Origin of the sequence: Thermosynechococcus sp. B3 (genome assembly GCF_030323045.1) — a bacterium.
Taxonomy (GTDB): Bacteria; Cyanobacteriota; Cyanobacteriia; order Thermosynechococcales; family Thermosynechococcaceae; genus Thermosynechococcus.
The window spans coordinates 1-19,129 of record NZ_CP097584.1; the positions used below are offsets into that span (position 1 = coordinate 1).

Sequence of the window (19,129 nt, forward strand, 5' to 3'; positions counted from 1 at the left end):
GTGATTAGCTCTGCCGAAGATCTCTGGCACCAAATTTTGGAGCGGTTGCAACTGTTGCTCAGTCGCCCGACGTTTGAAACTTGGATTAAGACAGCAACGGTGCAGTCCTTTGATGGCCAGACCCTTACGATTTGCACCCCCAATCCCTTTGCCCGCAATTGGCTGCAAAAGTACTATTTGAAAACCATTGCCGATGTGGCACGGGAAATTGTCGGTGAGGCGGTGGAGATTGAGCTGGCGATCGCCCAAGGGGCAGAGCATGACACCAGTATTCGCCCCACCAGTCGTGCTGAAGTAGAGGCCACCACCCCGCCCGCTCGTCATCGCGGCAGTGAACTGAATCCCAAGTATGTCTTTTCCCGCTATGTCGTTGGCCCCAATAATCGCATGGCCCATGCGGCCTGCTTGGCAGTGGCAGAATCACCGGGGCGGGAGTTTAATCCCCTCTTTCTCTGTGGCGGTGTTGGCTTGGGCAAGACCCATCTGATGCAGGCGATCGGTCACTATCGCTTGGAAATTGACCCCAATGCCAAGATTTTCTATGTCTCGACCGAGCAGTTTACGAATGACTTGATTGCCGCCATCCGCAAAGACAGTATGCAGAGCTTTCGCGAGCACTATCGGGCGGTGGATGTCATGCTCGTGGATGATATTCAATTTATTGAGGGCAAGGAATACACCCAAGAGGAGTTTTTTCACACCTTCAATACACTGCACGAGGCCGGTAAGCAGGTGGTTTTGGCCAGCGATCGCCCCCCCAGTCAAATTCCCCGCCTGCAAGAGCGCCTCTGCTCCCGCTTTTCCATGGGTCTGATTGCCGATATTCAACCCCCCGATCTCGAAACGCGCATGGCCATTCTCCAGAAAAAAGCGGAGTACGAAAATATCCGCCTGCCCCGCGATGTGATTGAGTATATTGCCGCCAGCTACACTTCCAATATTCGGGAACTAGAGGGGGCACTGATTCGAGCGGTGGCCTACATTTCCATTTCTGGGTTGCCGATGACGGTGGAAAATATTGCCCCCGTTCTGAGTCCAGCCATCCGCAAAATTGAGACCTCCCCAGAGGTGATTCTGAATGTGGTCTCTGAAGCCCTGAATGTGTCCATTAGTGATCTCAAGGGCAACTCCCGCCGTCGCGAAATTAGTATGGCGCGTCAAATTGGCATGTACCTGATGCGCCAATATACTGGCCTCAGCTTGCCGAAAATTGGTGAAGAGTTTGGCGGCAAGGATCACACCACCGTCATGTATAGCTGTGACAAGGTGGCCGAATTGCAGCGTACCGATCCAGAAATGGGCAGCCTGCTGCGACAACTCAGCGATCGCATTAACTTGGCCAGCCGTCCCACAGAGCCATAATGCCCAGAGCCTTCCTATGCCAAGATAAAAACAGTCTTAAAAGGGGTATGAATGCACATCCTCATTCCCGCCGCCGGCATGGGTAAACGCATGGGGGCAGGCCACAATAAACTGCGCTTGCAACTCTTGGGTAAACCCCTTTTGGCATGGACATTGGCAGCGGTGGCTGCCGCGGAAGCGATTGAATGGATTGGCGTTATTGGCCAGCCAGAGGATTTTCCCACTTGGGAAGCACTCCTTGGGGACTTGAACCTACGGCAGCCCGTCCAGCTTATCCAAGGGGGTGAGACCCGTCAAGCCTCCGTTTTTAATGGGTTACAGGCACTTCCCGAAAGGGCTGAGCAGGTGCTGATCCACGATGGTGCCCGCTGCCTTGCCACCCCCGATCTGATCAACCGCTGTGCCCAAGCCCTAGAGACCTATGCCGGACTCATTGCCGCCGTGCCGGTCAAAGATACGATTAAAATCGTCAACCGTGAAGGGGTTGTCGTCCAAACCCCAGAGCGGGACTCCCTGTGGGCGGCTCAAACTCCCCAAGGCTTTCGCGTCGAACCCTTGCGTATTGCCCATGAAATGGCGGTGGCCAGAGGCTGGGAAGTCACAGACGATGCTGCCCTCTTTGAACGCCTAGGCTATGCCGTGCACATTGTTCTAGGCGAAGAAACCAATCTCAAGATAACCACTCCCAGCGATCTCCCCCTTGCAGAACGAATCTTGCAGCATCGCCAAGAGCAAGGCCAAAGGGACACGATGCCCTAGGCCAAGGTTTCGGGACAGTAGCCCAAGCCTTGAATGAACTGCTTGCGAAACGCTTCAATGTCGTCGTAGTTGGGGTAGCCATGGGAGACAATCGCCACTTGATAACGGCGCATCACATCCACCATTGACTGTCCGGTTTCCAGTGCCCACAGTGCCATTTTCAGCGAAATCCCTGGTGTGTAGGGGAATCCCAATTCGTTCAAGAAGGCGCGGAAATTCCCTGCTTGTTCGTCGGAGAGGGGCGAATGCATTTTAATGCGAATCACCCACCCATCCACTTGATGAATGACTGTAACAAACTGTATTGGTAGCTTGGCGTATTCATGCAAGAATTGCACAACCCGCAGGGTAAGGCTGGCATTGCTGAGGTGATAGATGAAATCCATGGTGTTGACCTCTTACCCTTGATACTTTTATTGTCGGTGGCACCTAGAGCGATCCCCTAGGGGAATTGTCCGCGATTTACTGGGGAAAACTCCCCTATCCTTAGGATTGAGATAAGCGCTGCTGCGGAGTACCACTGAGCAGATCATGGGCTGCCTGCAAAATCCTTGGAATCTTCTGCCGATGGGGACTCTTTTGCAAACAGGGGTCTAAATCCAAGTGCTTGACCTGTGCTGCATTCGCCCCCGGAAACCAGTGGCCACCGTTGCCAAGCAAGTTATAGCGCATACGGGCGTACTCAAGCAAATCGTAGGCCTGCACCAGATTCCACAGCCAGAGAATGGTGGGGATATTCACCTCACCGGGGGTGTGGCGATAGTCTGGCAGTCCCTGATGCCAAGTGTGGTACCAGTCTTCCCCCAAACGCTCAATGGCGGCTTGCTCCAGCCGTACCAAGATCGGCGGCAAAATTTCATCGGCCCGATCCAACAGATCGAGCACCTTGAGATGCTCATCAAAATCACTGGGGCAAGCAGCACCGACACTCAGGGTATGCACTTGGGGATGGGAGAGGCAAAACAGATCGTTAAAGACCAGCGGGCTGAGGGGGGCACACAGTTCCACAAGGCGTTGGGGTGGTTTGTAGAGCATCCCCCCCTTATCCGCAGGGCTAATGATGAAGACGCCCATATCACGGGCTTGGGCATCGAGAATCGCCGGCCAATTCTGCTGATTGATGTAGTACCAATGTAGGTTGACATAGTCAAACACATCGCTGGCGATCGCCTGCCGAATCACCTCTAGGCTGCCGTGGGTAGAAAAGCCAATGAAGCGAATCTTTCCTGCCGCTTGCCAGTCCCGTGCCACCTCTAGGCAGCCCCCCGGTCGCAGCACCTGTTCCAGATGCTCTGGCAAATTAAGGCCATGAATCGCCAGCAAATCGATGTAGTCCAGCCGCAGATTGCGCAGCGAGGTTTCCAAGGTTGCCCGAAACTCCTTGGCGGTGGGTCGCGGCCCCACTTTGGTTTGCACAATCAGCTTTTCGCGAGGCAGCCGCGGCAGAATTTTGCCCAACTGCACTTCTGAGGTGCCATAGCCCCGGGCGGTTTCAATATGATTAATGCCTAGCTCCACGGCTCGGCAAATCGTCGCCTCTAAATTGCGTTGATTCTCTTCTGGAATCGTACTCGGACTGACATCCTGCCATGAAAACTGATAGCGCATGCCGCCACAGGAAAAGACAGGCATCGGTAATTGGGTACGACCAAAGCGACGGTAGCGCATGTTGAACTCAATGAACGCTTCTTCATCATTGTCGCGGAATTCCCGATCCTTCGCTAACGGGGGCATGAGGGGCTGAGGCAGCGTCACTGAAGAGAGTATCCACAACATCCCTTGGTTTGGGCTAGGCTAGAAAAAATGACAGCAATTATTTTGTATGTTCCAAGGGAAAAGCAATTCTCTCCTGCCTCTACTCCTTTCCCTGCTGGCTACCCTCGGCCTTTTGGGCGTTGGTGCAGGGCTGGTGCTTCGCCTCGTCAATAACGGCGAAATCATTGGCAATGGCGGTCTCAATCTCGGAACCGAGGGTCGATCTACGTTTAGCCAAGTCAAGAATGTCCCCAGTGGCCTTTTTAATTATGGCGGTAGCACCACTTGGGCACCCATTCGCCGCGATGTGGATCCGCTGCTGCAAGCGGCTTGGCCCAATTTTCAACTGCGCTATGTGGATCCGCCCACAGGAACGCCGGGGTCGGGCAGTGGGATCCGCATGTTATTGAATAATCAACTGTCTTTCTCCCAATCTTCCCGTCCCCTCAAAGACGAGGAGTTAGCCAAGGCGGCGGCTCAGGGTATTAAATTAACTGCCATTCCTGTTGCCATTGATGGGCTAGCGATCGCTGTCAATCCGAGGCTAGAGATTGCCGGACTGACGGTGCAACAAGTGGTGGATATTTACACCGGCAAAGTGACCAATTGGCAGCAGGTGGGCGGCCCCAACCAAAAGATTACCCCCTTCTCTCGCCGCCCGGAAGATGGTGGTACCGTTGAATACTTTATTCAGGAAGTGCTAGGGAAGCAGCCCTTTGGTCGCAATGTGGTCATGGTTCGCGATACCACCGATGGCCTACGGCGGGTCGCCGCGACACTGGGGGGGATTTACTATGCTTCTGCCCCAGAGGTGGTGGGTCAGTGCAGCATCCACCCACTTCCCCTTGGCCGCCAAGCCAATCAATACGTGCCTCCCTATCAGGAACCCTACGTTCCTCCGGAACGCTGTCCCCAAGAGCGCAATCAACTGAATCACCAGGCATTTCGAGAGGGGACGTATCCCATCACCCGCCGCCTATTTGTCATTACCAAGGAGGACAATAGCCTCGATGCCCAAGCAGGACGTGCCTACGCTGCACTCTTGCTCACGGATCAAGGGCAAGCGGCCATTGAAAAAGCAGGGTTTGTGCGCCTGCGCTAGCGATCGCCCCTTGAACAGGGCTTTGGCCAAAATCAACATTCTGGCACCGTCACCCCAGATAATAGATCTGGCCACCTGCTTCTTAATCTGGATCCATGACCTACAAGCGACTCAGTGACAGCGAACGCCAGCGTGTCTTTCAACAGTACACTGTCGGACAAACCATCAAAGCTCTGGCTGCAGAATTTGGTGTGAGTGAAAACACCATTCGGCGTGTGATCAAACAAATGGAAGAAGAAGCGGCTGCCCCTGAAGCTCCCCTATTGGCCATGGCTACAACGGATGACATGCCAGAGGAAGAGGATCTAGAAGATGTAGAGACGGCAGAGGCCGTTGTCCTCGATGAGGATGACTACAGTGATGCAGAGGATGACGATCTCGAAGATGACGATGACGAGGAACTTGAGGGGGACATTCCCTTACCGGATCTCGCCGATGTAGAAGTGGTGCAGTCGGTGGAGGTCATTCCCCTTGCCGAAGCGGTGCTGCCCCGTCCCTGTTATGTTGTGGTGGATCGGCGGGCGGAACTGCTCACCCGTCCCCTAGAAGCCTTTCGCGGTTTAGGTGCCCTTTCCAGTGAAGAAGCGCAACAAAGTACTCTACCGATTTTCGATAGCCGCCCCGTGGCTTTACGCTATTCCCAGCAAAATCAACGCCTCTATAAGGCCAGTGATGTCCAATGGCGCAAGACCGTTGTTAAGGTGCCTGACGGCGAAATGTTGCGGAAAGTGCGCAGCTATCTTCAGTCAAAAGGGATTACCCGCTTGCTTTACCATGGGCGGGTGTATGCCCTGGATTGAGGTAAGCTAGGGGGGATAATCATAAGCGGGGATGTCTCCCTTGCAGTGTTGGTAGATTGGGTAAAACCGATATGAAAGCAATGATCTTGGCGGCTGGAAAAGGCACGCGGGTACGCCCGATTACATACACCATTCCGAAGCCAATGATCCCAATTCTGCAAAAACCGGTGATGGAGTTTTTGGTGGAACTTTTGCGGCAGCATGGGTTTAACCAGATTATGGTGAATGTGAGCCACCTCGCCCATGAAATTGAAAGCTACTTTCAGGATGGGCAGCGGTTTGGGGTGGAGATTGCCTACTCCTTTGAGGGCTATATCAAGGATGGCGAACTCGTCGGTAAAGCCCTAGGCTCTGCGGGGGGGATCAAGCGGATTCAAGATTTTCACCCCTTTTTTGATGACACCTTTGTGGTGCTGTGTGGGGATGCCCTGATTGACTTGGATTTGACAGCAGCCGTGGCTTGGCACCGCCAAAAGGGGGCGATCGCTACCGTCATTATGAAGACAGTGCCCAAAGAAGATGTCTCGAGCTATGGCGTTGTTGTCACCGATGAGAGCGATCGCATTGTTGCCTTCCAAGAAAAACCTAGTGTCGAAGAGGCTCTAAGCAACAATATCAACACGGGGATTTATATTTTTGAGCCAGAAATTCTCGACTACATTCCCTCCAATCAAGAATACGACATTGGCAGCCAGCTGTTCCCTAAATTGGTGGAAATGGGTGCCCCCTTCTATGGCCTAGCGATGGACTTTGAATGGATTGATATTGGTAAAGTCCCCGACTACTGGCAAGCGGTGCGTGGCGTTCTTGAGGGCACAATTAAAAATGTCTCGATTCCCGGCCATGAGCAGTCCCCCGGCATTTATACCGGGCTGAATGTGGCGGTCAACTGGAATAAAGTCACAATTCAAGGCCCCGTGTACATTGGCGGCATGACCAAGATTGAAGATGGGGCAACGATTATTGGGCCGACGATGATTGGCCCCAATTGCCACATTTGTAGCGGTGCGGTCGTCGATAACTGTGTGATTTTTGAGTATTCTCGCCTTGGCTCTGACGTTCGTCTTGTGGATAAGCTGGTCTTTGGCCGCTACTGTGTTGATAAAACAGGGACAACGATTGATCTGAAGGCCGCTGCCCTTGATTGGTTGATTACCGATTCACGGCAAACGGATATTCAGCCGAGTCCCCTCGAGTTGAAGGAGATTGTGTCCTAGACCCCGCTATACACCCATGGCATTTGCGAATCAGTTGCAAAGCGGTTTTACCCTTTTTCTGAGCCTACTGGTGGAGGCAGTGCCGTTTCTGCTGCTGGGCATTTTGCTCTCTAGCGCACTGCTGCTGTTTGTCGATGAGCAGGCACTGATTCGTCGCTTGCCGCGATCGCCCCTCTTGGGGGCCTTGGTGGGCAGTTGCATTGGTTTTCTTTTTCCCGTGTGCGAGTGTGGTAATGTGCCGGTGGCGCGGCGATTATTGGTGCAAGGACTGCCTACATCCGTGGCCATTGGTTTTTTGTTGGCGGCACCGACAATCAACCCGATTGTGATTTGGGCAACGTGGACGGCCTTTCGTGATCAACCGGAGATTGTCGTCTTTCGCGTCCTCTTCTCACTGGCGATCGCCACCATTATTGGCTGGGTCTTTAGTTTCCAAAAGGATCTAACCCCCTTTTTGCAGCCCACCGTCACCAGTCTCATGCGTCGTCCCCAGCCTCAGGCAGCCACTATACCGGCCTTGCTCCAGTCAGGCACCTACCTGTTGGGAACCCCCGGCCAACCCCTTGCCATGGAAACTCTCACGCTTGCGCCACCGACTGCAACGATGCCTTGGCAGCAGCGTCTGCCCCAAGTCCTAGAGAATGTGGTGCAGGAATTTCGTGAACTGGGGGGAATTTTAGTCCTCGGTAGCCTAGTGGCGACTATTATTCAGGTGGCCGCCCCCCGCGAACTCATTCTCAGCCTTGGCCAAGGGCCGGTGATCTCGATTGTGGCAATGATGATCTTGGGCACAGTGATTTCCATTTGCTCGACGGTTGATGCCTTTTTTGCCCTTGCCTTTGCTGCCACGTTTACGCCGGGGTCAATTCTTGCTTTTCTTGTCCTCGGACCGATGGTGGATCTCAAGGGGCTGGGATTACTGCTGACGATTTTTCGCCCCCGTGCTCTAATTTACCTCTTTCTGTTGGTGGCACAATTGACGTTTTCCCTTTGTTTGTTTTTGAATTTGCAGTGGAGTTAGCCGTGGTTGTTAAGCCAGAGTGGTTACGGGTCAAAGCACCCCAGTGGCAGCGGGTCGGTTCCGTCAAGGAACTGTTGCGGGACTTAAACCTCAATACCGTTTGCGAAGAGGCCTCTTGCCCCAATATTGGTGAATGTTTTCATGAGGGAACGGCGACATTTTTAATGATGGGGCCAGCTTGCACCCGCGCTTGTCCTTACTGCGATATTGATTTTGCGAAAAAGCCACTGCCCTTGGATGCCACTGAACCCCAGCGACTGGCGGAAGCAGTGGTGCGAATGCAGCTCAATCATGTTGTCATTACCTCGGTAAATCGGGATGACTTGGCTGATGGTGGTGCCTCTCAGTTTGTGGCCACGATTCAGGCTGTGCGGGCGCGATCGCCCCAAACAACCATTGAAGTGCTCATTCCCGATCTCTGTGGCAATTGGCAGGCCTTAGATCAAATTCTCGCCGCCAGTCCCGAAGTGCTGAACCACAACACCGAAACCGTGCCCCGTCTCTATCGGCGGGTGCGTCCCCAAGGCAACTATCAGCGCAGTCTGGAACTGCTGCAACGGGTGCGCGATCGCGCCCCTTGGATCTACTCAAAGTCTGGCATCATGGTGGGCTTGGGAGAAACCCCTGAGGAAGTGGCAGCGGTGATGGCGGATCTGCGTCAAGTGGGCTGTGATATTCTCACGATTGGCCAGTATCTGCAACCGAGTCCGAAGCACTTACCCGTGCAGGCTTTTATTCCACCAGAGCAATTTGAAGCATGGCGACAGCTTGGCGAATCCATGGGCTTTTTGCAGGTGGTCTCCTCTCCCCTCACCCGCAGTTCCTACCATGCCGAGCAGGTGCGTGCCCTGATGCAACAGTATCCCCGCCAGCGTCCTGCAACAAACCCCCTCGGATAAATTTATTGCAATTTAATCGCAACTAAGCTAGGCTAAGCAATAGGAAAAATCTGCATTAAAAAACCCCCTTGGGTGGGGGCGTTTTATGGACAACCGTGATCTTGCATTAAGGTTCGTTAACCAACATCGCGAAAAGCTACAACTTCAGGCTGTCGTTGGCCAAGAAATGACCAATGTGGTAGGCTCGCTCCTCCGTTTGCAGCAGGATTTGGTCATAGAGGTAGGCAGTGGCGCGATCGCCCAAACTCTCTGCTTGGGTAGCCTGTTGCCGCAGAACACTAATGATTGCCTGTTCGGCCTGCAAATCATTAGTGAGCATTTGGCGGCAGTTAAAAGCCCCCTCCGGTTCAGGGGTAAAGCAGCAGAGCGTGGCCAACTGTTGAAAACCGGCGGCGGGAACACCCCCCAGCCCATTCAGACGCTCACCCAAGTCATGGACGTGACCTTGCACCTGTTCGTAGCAATTTTGGAAAAACTGATGCAGTGGATAAAATTCTGCCCCCTCAACCACAAAATGATGCTTTTGGTACTGCAAATACAGGGCTTGAAAACTGGCCAAGAGGCGATTCATCCCCTCACAGATGGGCGTGGTGGTGGCCTTCTCCAGCAGTACAACTGTATCTTTCATCTCGCCAAACGCTTGGCGCGGCAATGCACTGGTCGTCATAGCACGATGCTCCTTTGCGGACACTAGTGAGCTAACTAACTTAGCTCTGACAGCCCGATCCTAAACTACCTTTCTGTACATTTTCAATAGTGGAGTGCTTCTTGAATGTCTATAAACCCCCACCTTATTGCAGTTCAGTGGCAATTACGCTGGCCGATCTACCAACGGTTGATCGATCTAGAGGTGCCCTGTGACTATGCTCCCTATCAACCCCTGAGGGTCGAGGTCAACTCCCCCCTAGCTGCCTTACAGGTGTGGTCAGTGGTACGCCAAGTCTCTGCCCCTCGCGAGACCTTGATCAATTGGCTCGAACACTGTTGGCAGTGCTCTTTGACCACCTTGAGTGAGTATCACAATCCTGCTGAGTCCTAGGGGAACGTACAACCCGCAGGTGGTGCAGCACTGAATATGGCAGGCGTGATATTGGTAACTGTTCCAGTTGTGTTGATGGCCACACCACCATTGTTCGGGCTGAGATTAGGAAGATCAACAATACGGAGGCTGCTACTACTACCACCACGTACTAAGTCGAAACCTGCACCACTTGTTTGGACATTACTAAATACGTTTGCACACAGGGTTGCACTACTAACAGCCCGCAGCTGTAAACTTTTCGTGGCAGAATTCCCTTGAGTGAGGGTGTTATTGTTGACTGTGGCATTGAGGCGAGAAGTATTCTGAGCACGCAGTCGCACTGCTTCACCACCAGCTGTTGCTTGGATACTGTTATTGCTAACCTCAAGTTGCAAGCTAGCATTGTTAGTGGTATCGATTTCTATCCCGCGATCGCTGACACCAGAAAGCTGATTGCCAACAATTCTGACCCGTGCCGGTGTTGGACTTGCAGCCGTTGTTGTGAACTCGATGTCAATGCCGTCATTATTATTGCCAATATTTTGGATCACATTATTTTCAATGTTTAGTACCACCTGTCCCGCACTATTCGACTCTAGGGTGATGGCATCATCATTCAGGATATTGCGTATCTTATTGTTGCGAATTGTAATGTTTGCGCTGGGAGGTGCAATTGGAGCCGCACTGCTGACAATATCAAACGTCATCCCCGCATCAGAAATATTGTTAACCACGTTATTTTCTAGAACGGCTGTGAGGTTGGCACCATCGCCAATATTGAAGTCAATACCATCACTGCCATCAGTCCCTGTACCAATGTTGCGAATCTGATTGTTCCGAACAGTCACCGTTGCACTTGCAGGGGCAGTACAATTGGCAAACTGATTGTCACTGAAACGGTCAGCCACAGCAAAGCTATCGCCACGGCAGAGGTTGAATTCAATTCCATCCACACGATTACCTGGCGTCAAGTTGTTTTCAGTCACGTTGTCTTCGATGGTGATGTTGGCGTTGCCACGATTGTTGCGAATGAAGATGCTAGCTTCAAGGTTAGTATCTGTTGCTGTTTGGCCAACATTACGGACAGTGTTGCCACGAATAGTTACATTTCCAACGGCATTATCTAGGCCAATTCCCTCACCAATCCCCCCATCAACAGTGTTATTTTCAATCGTTGCGTTGGTGCTTTCAGTAATGCTGATGCCACGGCGGTTAAAGGCAGGGGCAGTTGTGCTCGTAATTGTAACGGTATTATTGCGAACCACAGGGGATTGTACATTTTGCAAGATAATACCTGCGGCATTTGTAACGGTGATGGTATTGTTGTTAACCGTAGGCGTCAATACAGAGTTATTTTGACCACGTAAGCGAATTGCTTCGCCTGTATTGGTTAAGGTGTTGTTGCTGATTTCAATTGCTAAGCGAGCATTATTAGTGGTGTCCACTTCAATCCCGCGATCGCTAATGTTATTCAGTTGATTCCCCACAATTCTGACTTGTGCAGGGGTTGGACTTGCAGCCGTTGTTGTGAACTCGATGTCAATGCCGTCATTATTATTGCCAATATTTTGGATCACATTATTTTCAATGTTTAGTACCACTTGTCCCGCACTATTCGACTCTAGGGTGATGGCATCATCATTCAGGATATTGCGTATCTCATTGTTGCGAATTGTAATGTTTGCGCTGGGAGGTGCAATTGGAGCCGCACTGCTGACAATATCAAACGTCATCCCCGCATCAGAAATATTGTTAACCACGTTATTTTCTAGAACGGCTGTGAGGTTGGCACCATCGCCAATATTGAAGTCAATACCATCACTGCCATCAGTCCCTGTACCAATGTTGCGAATCTGATTGTTCCGAACAGTCACCGTTGCACTTGCAGGGGCAGCACAATTGGCAAACTGATTGTCACTGAAACGGTCAGCCACAGCAAAGCTATCGCCACGGCAGAGGTTGAATTCAATTCCATCCACACGATTACCTGCCGTCAGGTTGTTTTCAGTCACGTTATCTTCGATGGTGATGTTGGCGTTGCCACGATTGTTGCGAATGAAGATGCTAGCTTCAAGGTTAGTATCTGTTGCTGTTTGGCCAACATTACGGACAGTGTTGCCGCGAATAGTTACATTTCCAAGGGCATTATCTAGGCCAATTCCCTCACCAATCCCCCCATCAACAGTGTTATTTTCAATCGTTGCGTTGGTGCTTTCAGTAATACTGATGCCACGGCGGTTAAAGGCAGGGGCAGTTGTGCTCGTAATTGTAACATTATTATTGCGAACCACAGGGGATTCAGCATTGACTAAAATGATGCCACTGCCATTGGTACTCGTAATTTGGTTATTGGTAATTTGTACACCAGTACTATTCGTTATACTGATGCCGTTGGCATTGATGGTTGTAATTTGATTGTTGAGAATACGCGGTGGATTGACGTTATTACCAATAATCGCAGGTTGGCCGGCAGGCGGTGTAATATTGAAGCCATCAATTGTATTATTCCTAGCTAAAACAATAGTGGCAGCTATAATAGGCTGTTGGTTACTCGGTGTGAGCGCAGGAATCGTAATGGTTCCTACTGTACTTGGTAGTTGCCGATTGACAGTTGTCGAGAGGAGTTGGACGCCATCTCGGAGATTAATTGTGCCCTGACCTGCGGTATTGCCATCGGTGTCAGCAACGCCAACTAAGACAATATCGTTTTGAGTGAGGGGTAAATCATTAATACGAGCCGCGCTGCCAGCGCCGGTATCAACTGTGAAAACGCGATAAGGCTGACCTGTAGCAGGGTTAATTGCCGCAATTTGATCCTCAACAAGTTCGTTATCAACGGTAATAAAGCTAAGGCGCTCGGGGGATTCGCCTAGACGGGCTGCTACATTTTGACCCTGTTCTGGAGTACGGCGGCGACTACCTGCGACACCGGGAAAAGAAACCCCAATTCCAAACCAAGCTTTCGTGCCAAAGCGATCATCATTTTGCACTGTTGCACTGAGGCTGAGGTACTCAATAGGGCGGGTAGCTAAACGGGCACGGACGCCCACAAAATCAGCAATACTCTCACCGCTGTAGTAGTATAAACCTGCGTAACCCCGCAGATAGTCTTTACCTAATGGAACCAATCGGGTTCCTACTTCAAAGTCAAAACCCGTCAGCGCTTCTTGGAAAAGGCGATCGCGATCAAGGAGAATCTGGTTGTTTTGAATGGTGCCGATTGAACCCACTGCTTGATTGAGAAGGACTTGTCGAGTCCCTAGGGGGATATAGCCGTTTATACGGACATCAACATCTCCCAAGAGTTCCAGACCAAGCCCAAGCTGGTTAAAACCTGCATCTCCCGTGTTGCGAAAATCGTAGGATAGGTAGCCACCAAGGGCAAATTTCTGATTGCCTGTCAGGGCACGGTAGCCAAGGGTCAAATTGTACCCCAAGGCTGTATTGGGCGTGGCCATGAGGAGTTTGCCTTCAAAGAAGCCGACGCTAGCACCCTGCTGTTGAAAGAACGGAATAAATGTTTCTGCACTGAGGTAGTTATCAAAACCAGCGCCTTCACTATTGAAGCGAATCGTTCCACGGGGCTGGATTCGAGGCCCTAACATTTCCTCTGCTGATGACTGGCTAACGGCTGCATTGTTCAATCCCAAAATGACGCCCAAGCCAACTAGGCAGCTTCCTAGAAGCTTCCCCCAAGAACGCATATACACTCCTCAACACCTAAACTGGCGGTAGCCGATGATGTGCGACCGCCTTGATAAAGATATTGGTTTGCATTTAAGGAGCGATAAAGAACTGCTTAGCTCAACGTTAAGGAATCAGCCGCAACAGTCGGCCATTTTGGGGGTCATCCGTGAGAACATATAGGTAGCCATCAGGGCCTTGGCGCACATCCCGTACCCGCTGACCGATGGGGATGCGCCCTTGGCTTGCAACAGCAGTATTGGTATTCACTCGAATTTTGCGCACATCTTGGGAAACTAGGCCACCAGCGAAGAGGGCACCTTGCCACTGGGGAGCGCGATCGCCCCGATAAACTGCTAGCCCCGAAGGCGCAATGGCCGGTGTCCACACCACCAAAGGATCCACCATCCCCGGCCGGCGCCGCTCTGGGGTAATTTCTGCGCCCCAATACTCACGGCTATAGGTGACCACTGGCCAACCGTAGTTGGCACCGCCCTGAATGCGATTGAGTTCATCGCCACCGAGGGAGCCGTGCTCCGTTGACCACACCGCTTCTGTGACTGGATCAACCACCAGTCCTTGAATATTGCGGTGGCCGTAGCTCCAGAGTTCGGGGGTGGCTGTGGCGTCGCCGACAAAGGGATTGTCCTTTGGCACAGTGCCATCGTCCCGCAGGCGAATAATTTTGCCCAAATGACTGCGGCGGTTTTGGGCTTGCTCGCGAATTAATTTGCCCTCCAGTTCAATTGGGGGATTGCCGCCATCGCCAATGGCCATGAGCAATGTGCCGTCGGGGAGCCAAGCCAAGCGGGAGCCAAAATGCTGTCCCCCAGTTTTCGCTTGCGAGACTTCAAAGAGAACTGTCACCTCTTCAAGGCGATCGCCCACCAGACGCCCCCGTGCTAGGCGAGTACGATTCGCGGATGCTGTGCCATGGGCATAGGTAAGATAAACCCAATTGTTTTCAGCAAAGCGGGGGTGAAGGGCGACATCCAATAAGCCCCCTTGGCCTTGGGCAAAGACCGGCGGCACGCCACGAATAGGTGAACCCAAACGCCCTTGGTGAAATCGCCGCAATCGTCCGGGACGCTCAGTAATCAACGCACTGCCATCCGGCAGCCAAGTTACTGCCCAAGGATGCTCTAACCCTTCAACAACGGTTTCAATGCGTACCGCCAGTGTTGGTGGTGGCTGCGATTCTAACAGGGGTTCAGCGGTTGATAAAGGTAACGGGGTATCCGACTGCGCAATGGGACTACAGCCTAGGAATACCCCGATCGCCCCCATGAGGGGGAGTAATTTGACAAATCGATAACTAGGCAATGGGTGTCACATCTTCAGAACGCTCTGCACCTTCAGACTCCGGCAAGACCACCGGCAGTTCCAAAGAGGTAGCATCAGAAGCAGGGGTCGGGGCATCCGTTTGCTGCTGCCGTTGCCAGAGGGTCACCCCCACTGCCGCTGCTGTAATTGCACCTGCACCCAGTCCAAGGGCGATCGGCAGCTTGCTGCTATCGAAAAATGAGGAATTACTCAGACTTTGACTTAACCCTTTGGCATAGGCACAGGCTTGGGCAGAACTGGGTTGCGGCATTGCCACCAGAGTGGCAGACAGACCAACAGTCAGGGCAATGAGGGGACGCAACATAAACGACTCCTTAACGAATGTATTCTTTGAGGACACTGTTGCGGTTGGGATGGCGCAGTTTCCGCAGGGCCTTGGCCTCAATTTGGCGAATGCGCTCACGGGTGACATTAAAGAGTTGACCAATTTCCTCCAACGTTTTCATGCGACCATCGTCCAAGCCATACCGCAGTTTTAACACATCTCGCTCGCGGGGGCTAAGGGTACACAATACCGTTTCTAAATCTTCGCGCAGCAGGTGCTTGGACACTTGATCTTCAGGGGTTTCACCGTCGGACTCGATGAAGTCCCCCAGACGGGAATCCTCTTCTTTACCGATGGGGGTTTCTAGGGAAATGGGAAGTTGAGCCGATTTGGCAATGAAGCGCAGCTTTTCAATGGTCATTTCCATGCGATCGGCAATTTCTTCCTCAGTGGGTTTGCGCCCCATTTCCTGTGAGAGGAGCTTGGTGGTTTTCTTGATCCGCGAAATGGTTTCGTACAGGTGCACAGGTAGACGAATGGTGCGGGATTGATCGGCAATGGCGCGGGTAATCGCTTGGCGAATCCACCAGGTGGCGTAGGTGGAAAATTTATAGCCCTTTTCGTGATCAAATTTCTCGGCAGCACGGATGAGCCCTAGGCTGCCCTCTTGAATCAAGTCCTGAAAGGATAGCCCCCGGTTCATGTATTTTTTGGCGATCGACACCACCAGTCGCAGGTTTGACTGCACCATTTTTTCCTTGGCTTTGCGACCGACAAAGAGACGATGCCGAAATGCCTGCACCGTCATCCCTAGTTCTGTGGCCCAAGGTTCGGGATTGCGCTCTAGTTCTTCAGGGGTACAGCCCAGTTGTTCGCACAGGCGATCGCGCACTCGCTCCATTTCTAGGAGATCAGCAATTTTGCGCGCCAGTTCAATTTCCTCATCAGCACGCAACAGACGAATGCGGCCAATTTCTTGCAAATAGAGGCGAATCGAGTCCTCAGTGTAATGTTTCTTCTTGACTTGTGTCCGTCGTCGGCTGGCACGACCTTTTGTGGGCTTGCCGTCAAGATCATCGCTGACCTCCTCAAAGTCTTCGCTCTCCTCTTCCTCGATCTCTACAGCCTCTACACCATCAAGGCCATAATCACTGAGCAGAGCCACCTCGTCTTCAAGGGGGGCTGTTGCGGGGTCGTAAACGTCAAGTACATTCACTTGGGTCATGCCGTTGTCCTCGTAAAATCTCCCTAAATGTGTATTGTCAGTGTGTTGTCGACAACCGTTGCCTTTGGTGACGCTAGAATCGTCAGCCACATTTCAATCATGGAATGTAGCCAAGGAAAGCGGTTGGACGGGGGCATAGGCTCTAGATTCCACATCCTCAGGATCTCTGCCGCTGGATCATCTTGAAAAATTTCCTGTGTGACCCACGGGGTCAGGGAGCAGGCAGTAGCGAGCGGTTGAGACTGTGCAGGAATCTTTTGACTAATTTTAACTAAAACCTCATTGATTGTAGCCTTTCTAACAGAAATCGCCCACAGCAGAGGGATAAATTTTTCGGGAATTCAGGGCTAGCGATCGCTCGCGTCAACAACCGCTAACAAATTCTAATTTGCTGTTCTCAGATAAAATTTCTATCCCTGCTGAGGGAAATTTCTTGCTTCTAGCCTAGCTAATTTATCGCCGTTCCGCCGTACCCGTTACGTTTGATCACGAACGATCACGAAACGCCCGAATCGTGGCTTGCAGTGCCTGAGTGCCCCTGACATCACTGCTGTAATAAAACCGCAGGGGAATTACCTGCCCATTCTGCAACTCCAAGGCCAAACGAGCTGATAGTCTACCCTTCTGACCACGGGAGAGCTGTACGACGACATCCTTGAGGTCATGCCAAGGGAAGGTTTTCTTTTCTGTCCTGAGAAGACTGCTATATTGCAGCGATACCACCCCTGCACTTTTATCAAAAACCAGCACCAGCACCTTGGCTCCGATAAAGATCAGGGGTAAGCCTAGGCCCCAGCCAACAGCTAAGATCAAAAATCCCCACCAGTGGTTGTCTTCCACTAATGTCAAAGGGGGATGTTGCGGCTGCTGCAAAAAGCGACGGATGCGTTCGGCAACGGCTTCCCGATTCTGGCGATCGCGGGTAAATTCACCAAAGGCAATAGAACCCGCGGTGGTTTGTAGGTGCACCTGATAGACACGGTAGCGTTGTCCGCGACTAGAGCGCCACTGCTCGATAATGCCCACCCCTTGGAGCCGATTCAGGGGAATTTGGGTGATCTGTACCCCCGTTGCCCCAGAGCGCACCCAGCGACAGCGACTATCAATAACGCGAACCTCATGGCGGCACACCAGCTCATAGCGGGCTGCAAACCAAATCGGTACAGCAGCACCAACACAGAATATCAGACCTGCCAGCCACACCCCCCAAGGGCGACTGCGCAAAATCAGCCGCTGCTGAGACTTCTCGATAATTTCCATGCCCCTATTCTAGGGGGTCGGATTATTGGCATGGGCCTCTTGGAAGATCACCTGACGCCGCAGCACCTCTTCAATTGTTACATCAGGTTCAGGCACCCCCTTGAAGGCAGTCCCCACCTCTAGGCGAATAAACTGAATGCCTGCCAAGCGATAGCCTTCGGGCGTAAGGGGGACATACCCAACCTTGGGAACGACCGTCGGTGCCTGCTGGATGTAATACTCGACAAACTGTCGCAGCAGGGGCTTGTCTTGGGCATATTTGGCATTGACATAGAGGAAGAGGGGGCGCGAGAGGGGCTGATAGGTACTGTTTTGCACCGTTTCCACTGAAGGTAGAATGGCGCCTCGGTCATCACTGACCGGCACAGCCCGCAGCCGATTCTGGTTGGCCATGTAGTAAGCATAGGGAAGGTAACCAAGGGCATTCACATCCCCGGCAATACCCCCTACGATTTCGTTATCGTCTTCGCTGGCTTTGTAGTCGGTGCGAGAGCCGCGCTGATTGCCAAGAATCGCCTCGTTGAAATAATCAAAGGTGCCTGAATCTTGACCCGGTCCCCAGAGCACAATGGGTGCATTGGGAAAGTCGGGACGTAATTGGTTCCAGCGAGTGAGCTTTTTCTCCGCCGCTTTTTCCCAGAGTTTTTTCAGCTCAGCCACAGAAATTTCCTTGAGCCAAGTATTTTGGGGATGGACGGCGATCGTCAGCGCGTCAAAGGCAATGGGCAATTCAATAAAGGGGACACCATTGGCAATGCACTCATTCATTTCGGTAATGAGGATCGGGCGAGAGGCGTCACTAATATCCGTTTTGCCGCTACAAAAGGCGCGAAAGCCAGCAGATGTCCCTGAAAAAGCAACAGCAATATCGGCCTCTTGACCATTGGGCGTGGTCTTAAACTCTTCGGCGATCGCCCTGGAAATCGGATAAACCGTACTCGAGCCATCCACCCGAATCACCTTCAGCATCGGATCATTAGATGCCGCCTCCATGGTGCAGCCCACAAGGGTGATGGCCAAAAGGGGTAAGACGCCACGTCTCAATTGCTGAAACTTCATAACTCAAGCCTCACTCTAAAAATGACGGATATTGCATCAATTAGAAAATTGGTGAATTCAACTATTTCCCCACTAAAACAAAATCACTAAAAACGATGAATAACTTGCCAAAACTATTTATAAATAAAACTTCAAAGATGAGTTATTAATATAAATCCTTCTAAAGTTAGTAACTTGAATTCAAAGAATTGAGACTTAAAAAGTCTTATCTTAAGGCATTTCGTTAGCCCTTCTCCCTAGAGAAAGTATTGTTGAGAACACCCTAGCGATAATCTTAGGCTGCCTTTGGTCTCAGGAACCTAGAGATTAAGAAAATTTTTATAAATTGCTTCCTTGAAAGTATTCCTCACTACACC

Annotated in this window: 17 protein-coding genes; 8 read left to right on the forward strand and 9 right to left on the reverse strand. The window is 51.8% G+C overall.

What is annotated here, in order from left to right; all coding sequences use genetic code 11:
• A complete protein-coding gene (dnaA, locus tag M0646_RS00005) occupies positions 1–1,362 on the forward strand; it encodes a chromosomal replication initiator protein DnaA (RefSeq protein ID WP_149816991.1) in 1,362 nt (453 codons plus the stop codon).
• Positions 1,363–1,413: 51 nt separating this feature from the next.
• The gene (gene ispD, locus M0646_RS00010) at positions 1,414–2,121 is read left to right on the forward strand and encodes a 2-C-methyl-D-erythritol 4-phosphate cytidylyltransferase (RefSeq protein WP_149816993.1); all 708 of its coding nucleotides are present in this window, start codon (positions 1,414–1,416) and stop codon (positions 2,119–2,121) included.
• Here the strand turns inward: ispD and M0646_RS00015 are convergent.
• Both M0646_RS00015 and M0646_RS00020 read right to left on the reverse strand, forming a co-directional pair.
• Entirely contained in the window at positions 2,118–2,507 is a 390-nt protein-coding gene (locus tag M0646_RS00015; RefSeq protein ID WP_149816995.1) for a hypothetical protein, read from the reverse strand. The two genes, ispD and M0646_RS00015, sit on opposite strands and share 4 nt — an antisense overlap.
• Before the next feature lie 100 nt (positions 2,508–2,607).
• On the reverse strand, positions 2,608–3,789 hold the full coding sequence (locus M0646_RS00020; protein ID WP_190278282.1) for an aldo/keto reductase: 1,182 nt from the start codon (positions 3,787–3,789) through the stop codon (positions 2,608–2,610).
• Between the two features lie 154 nt (positions 3,790–3,943).
• Here M0646_RS00020 and M0646_RS00025 point away from each other — a divergent pair, with 154 nt between their 5' ends.
• From M0646_RS00025 to lipA, 5 genes are all read left to right on the forward strand, one after another.
• The gene (locus M0646_RS00025; RefSeq protein ID WP_286626034.1) at positions 3,944–4,978 is read left to right on the forward strand and encodes a PstS family phosphate ABC transporter substrate-binding protein; all 1,035 of its coding nucleotides are present in this window, start codon (positions 3,944–3,946) and stop codon (positions 4,976–4,978) included.
• A gap of 95 nt (positions 4,979–5,073) precedes the next feature.
• On the forward strand, positions 5,074–5,778 hold the full coding sequence (locus M0646_RS00030) for a helix-turn-helix domain-containing protein (RefSeq protein ID WP_286626035.1): 705 nt from the start codon (positions 5,074–5,076) through the stop codon (positions 5,776–5,778).
• A 71-nt stretch (positions 5,779–5,849) separates the two neighbouring features.
• On the forward strand, positions 5,850–6,995 hold the full coding sequence (locus M0646_RS00035) for an NDP-sugar synthase (protein ID WP_286626036.1): 1,146 nt from the start codon (positions 5,850–5,852) through the stop codon (positions 6,993–6,995).
• Positions 6,996–7,011: 16 nt separating this feature from the next.
• A complete protein-coding gene (locus M0646_RS00040) occupies positions 7,012–8,016 on the forward strand; it encodes a permease (protein WP_286626037.1) in 1,005 nt (334 codons plus the stop codon).
• A gap of 2 nt (positions 8,017–8,018) precedes the next feature.
• Positions 8,019–8,915, forward strand: a complete 897-nt coding sequence (lipA, locus tag M0646_RS00045; RefSeq protein ID WP_286626038.1) for a lipoyl synthase — start codon at positions 8,019–8,021, stop codon at positions 8,913–8,915.
• 136 nt (positions 8,916–9,051) lie between these two features.
• Here the strand turns inward: lipA and M0646_RS00050 are convergent, their stop codons facing one another.
• Positions 9,052–9,582: a Dps family protein gene (locus M0646_RS00050; protein WP_286626039.1), complete on the reverse strand. Its 531-nt coding sequence runs from the start codon at positions 9,580–9,582 to the stop codon at positions 9,052–9,054.
• A 105-nt stretch (positions 9,583–9,687) separates the two neighbouring features.
• Here M0646_RS00050 and M0646_RS00055 point away from each other — a divergent pair, with 105 nt between their 5' ends.
• Complete coding sequence (locus M0646_RS00055; RefSeq protein WP_149817010.1) at positions 9,688–9,954, forward strand: Asr1405/Asl0597 family protein; 267 nt, start codon at positions 9,688–9,690, stop codon at positions 9,952–9,954.
• On the opposite strand, the gene M0646_RS00060 is transcribed toward M0646_RS00055, so the two are convergent.
• The 6 genes from M0646_RS00060 to M0646_RS00085 all read right to left on the reverse strand — a co-directional run bounded on the left by M0646_RS00060 (position 9,951) and on the right by M0646_RS00085 (position 18,773).
• Positions 9,951–13,598, reverse strand: a complete 3,648-nt coding sequence (locus M0646_RS00060; RefSeq protein WP_286626040.1) for a right-handed parallel beta-helix repeat-containing protein — start codon at positions 13,596–13,598, stop codon at positions 9,951–9,953. The genes M0646_RS00055 and M0646_RS00060 overlap by 4 nt on opposite strands.
• A gap of 148 nt (positions 13,599–13,746) precedes the next feature.
• On the reverse strand, positions 13,747–14,907 hold the full coding sequence (locus tag M0646_RS00065; protein ID WP_399374400.1) for a PQQ-dependent sugar dehydrogenase: 1,161 nt from the start codon (positions 14,905–14,907) through the stop codon (positions 13,747–13,749).
• 28 nt (positions 14,908–14,935) lie between these two features.
• Positions 14,936–15,268 (reverse strand): hypothetical protein, encoded by a 333-nt coding sequence (locus M0646_RS00070; protein ID WP_286626042.1) that lies wholly within the window; start codon positions 15,266–15,268, stop codon positions 14,936–14,938.
• A 10-nt stretch (positions 15,269–15,278) separates the two neighbouring features.
• The gene (rpoD, locus tag M0646_RS00075; RefSeq protein WP_286626043.1) at positions 15,279–16,454 is read right to left on the reverse strand and encodes an RNA polymerase sigma factor RpoD; all 1,176 of its coding nucleotides are present in this window, start codon (positions 16,452–16,454) and stop codon (positions 15,279–15,281) included.
• A 486-nt stretch (positions 16,455–16,940) separates the two neighbouring features.
• Positions 16,941–17,714 (reverse strand): hypothetical protein, encoded by a 774-nt coding sequence (locus tag M0646_RS00080; protein ID WP_190278123.1) that lies wholly within the window; start codon positions 17,712–17,714, stop codon positions 16,941–16,943.
• 9 nt (positions 17,715–17,723) lie between these two features.
• The gene (locus tag M0646_RS00085) at positions 17,724–18,773 is read right to left on the reverse strand and encodes a PstS family phosphate ABC transporter substrate-binding protein (protein WP_286649742.1); all 1,050 of its coding nucleotides are present in this window, start codon (positions 18,771–18,773) and stop codon (positions 17,724–17,726) included.
• Positions 18,774–19,129: the final 356 nt, after the last annotated feature.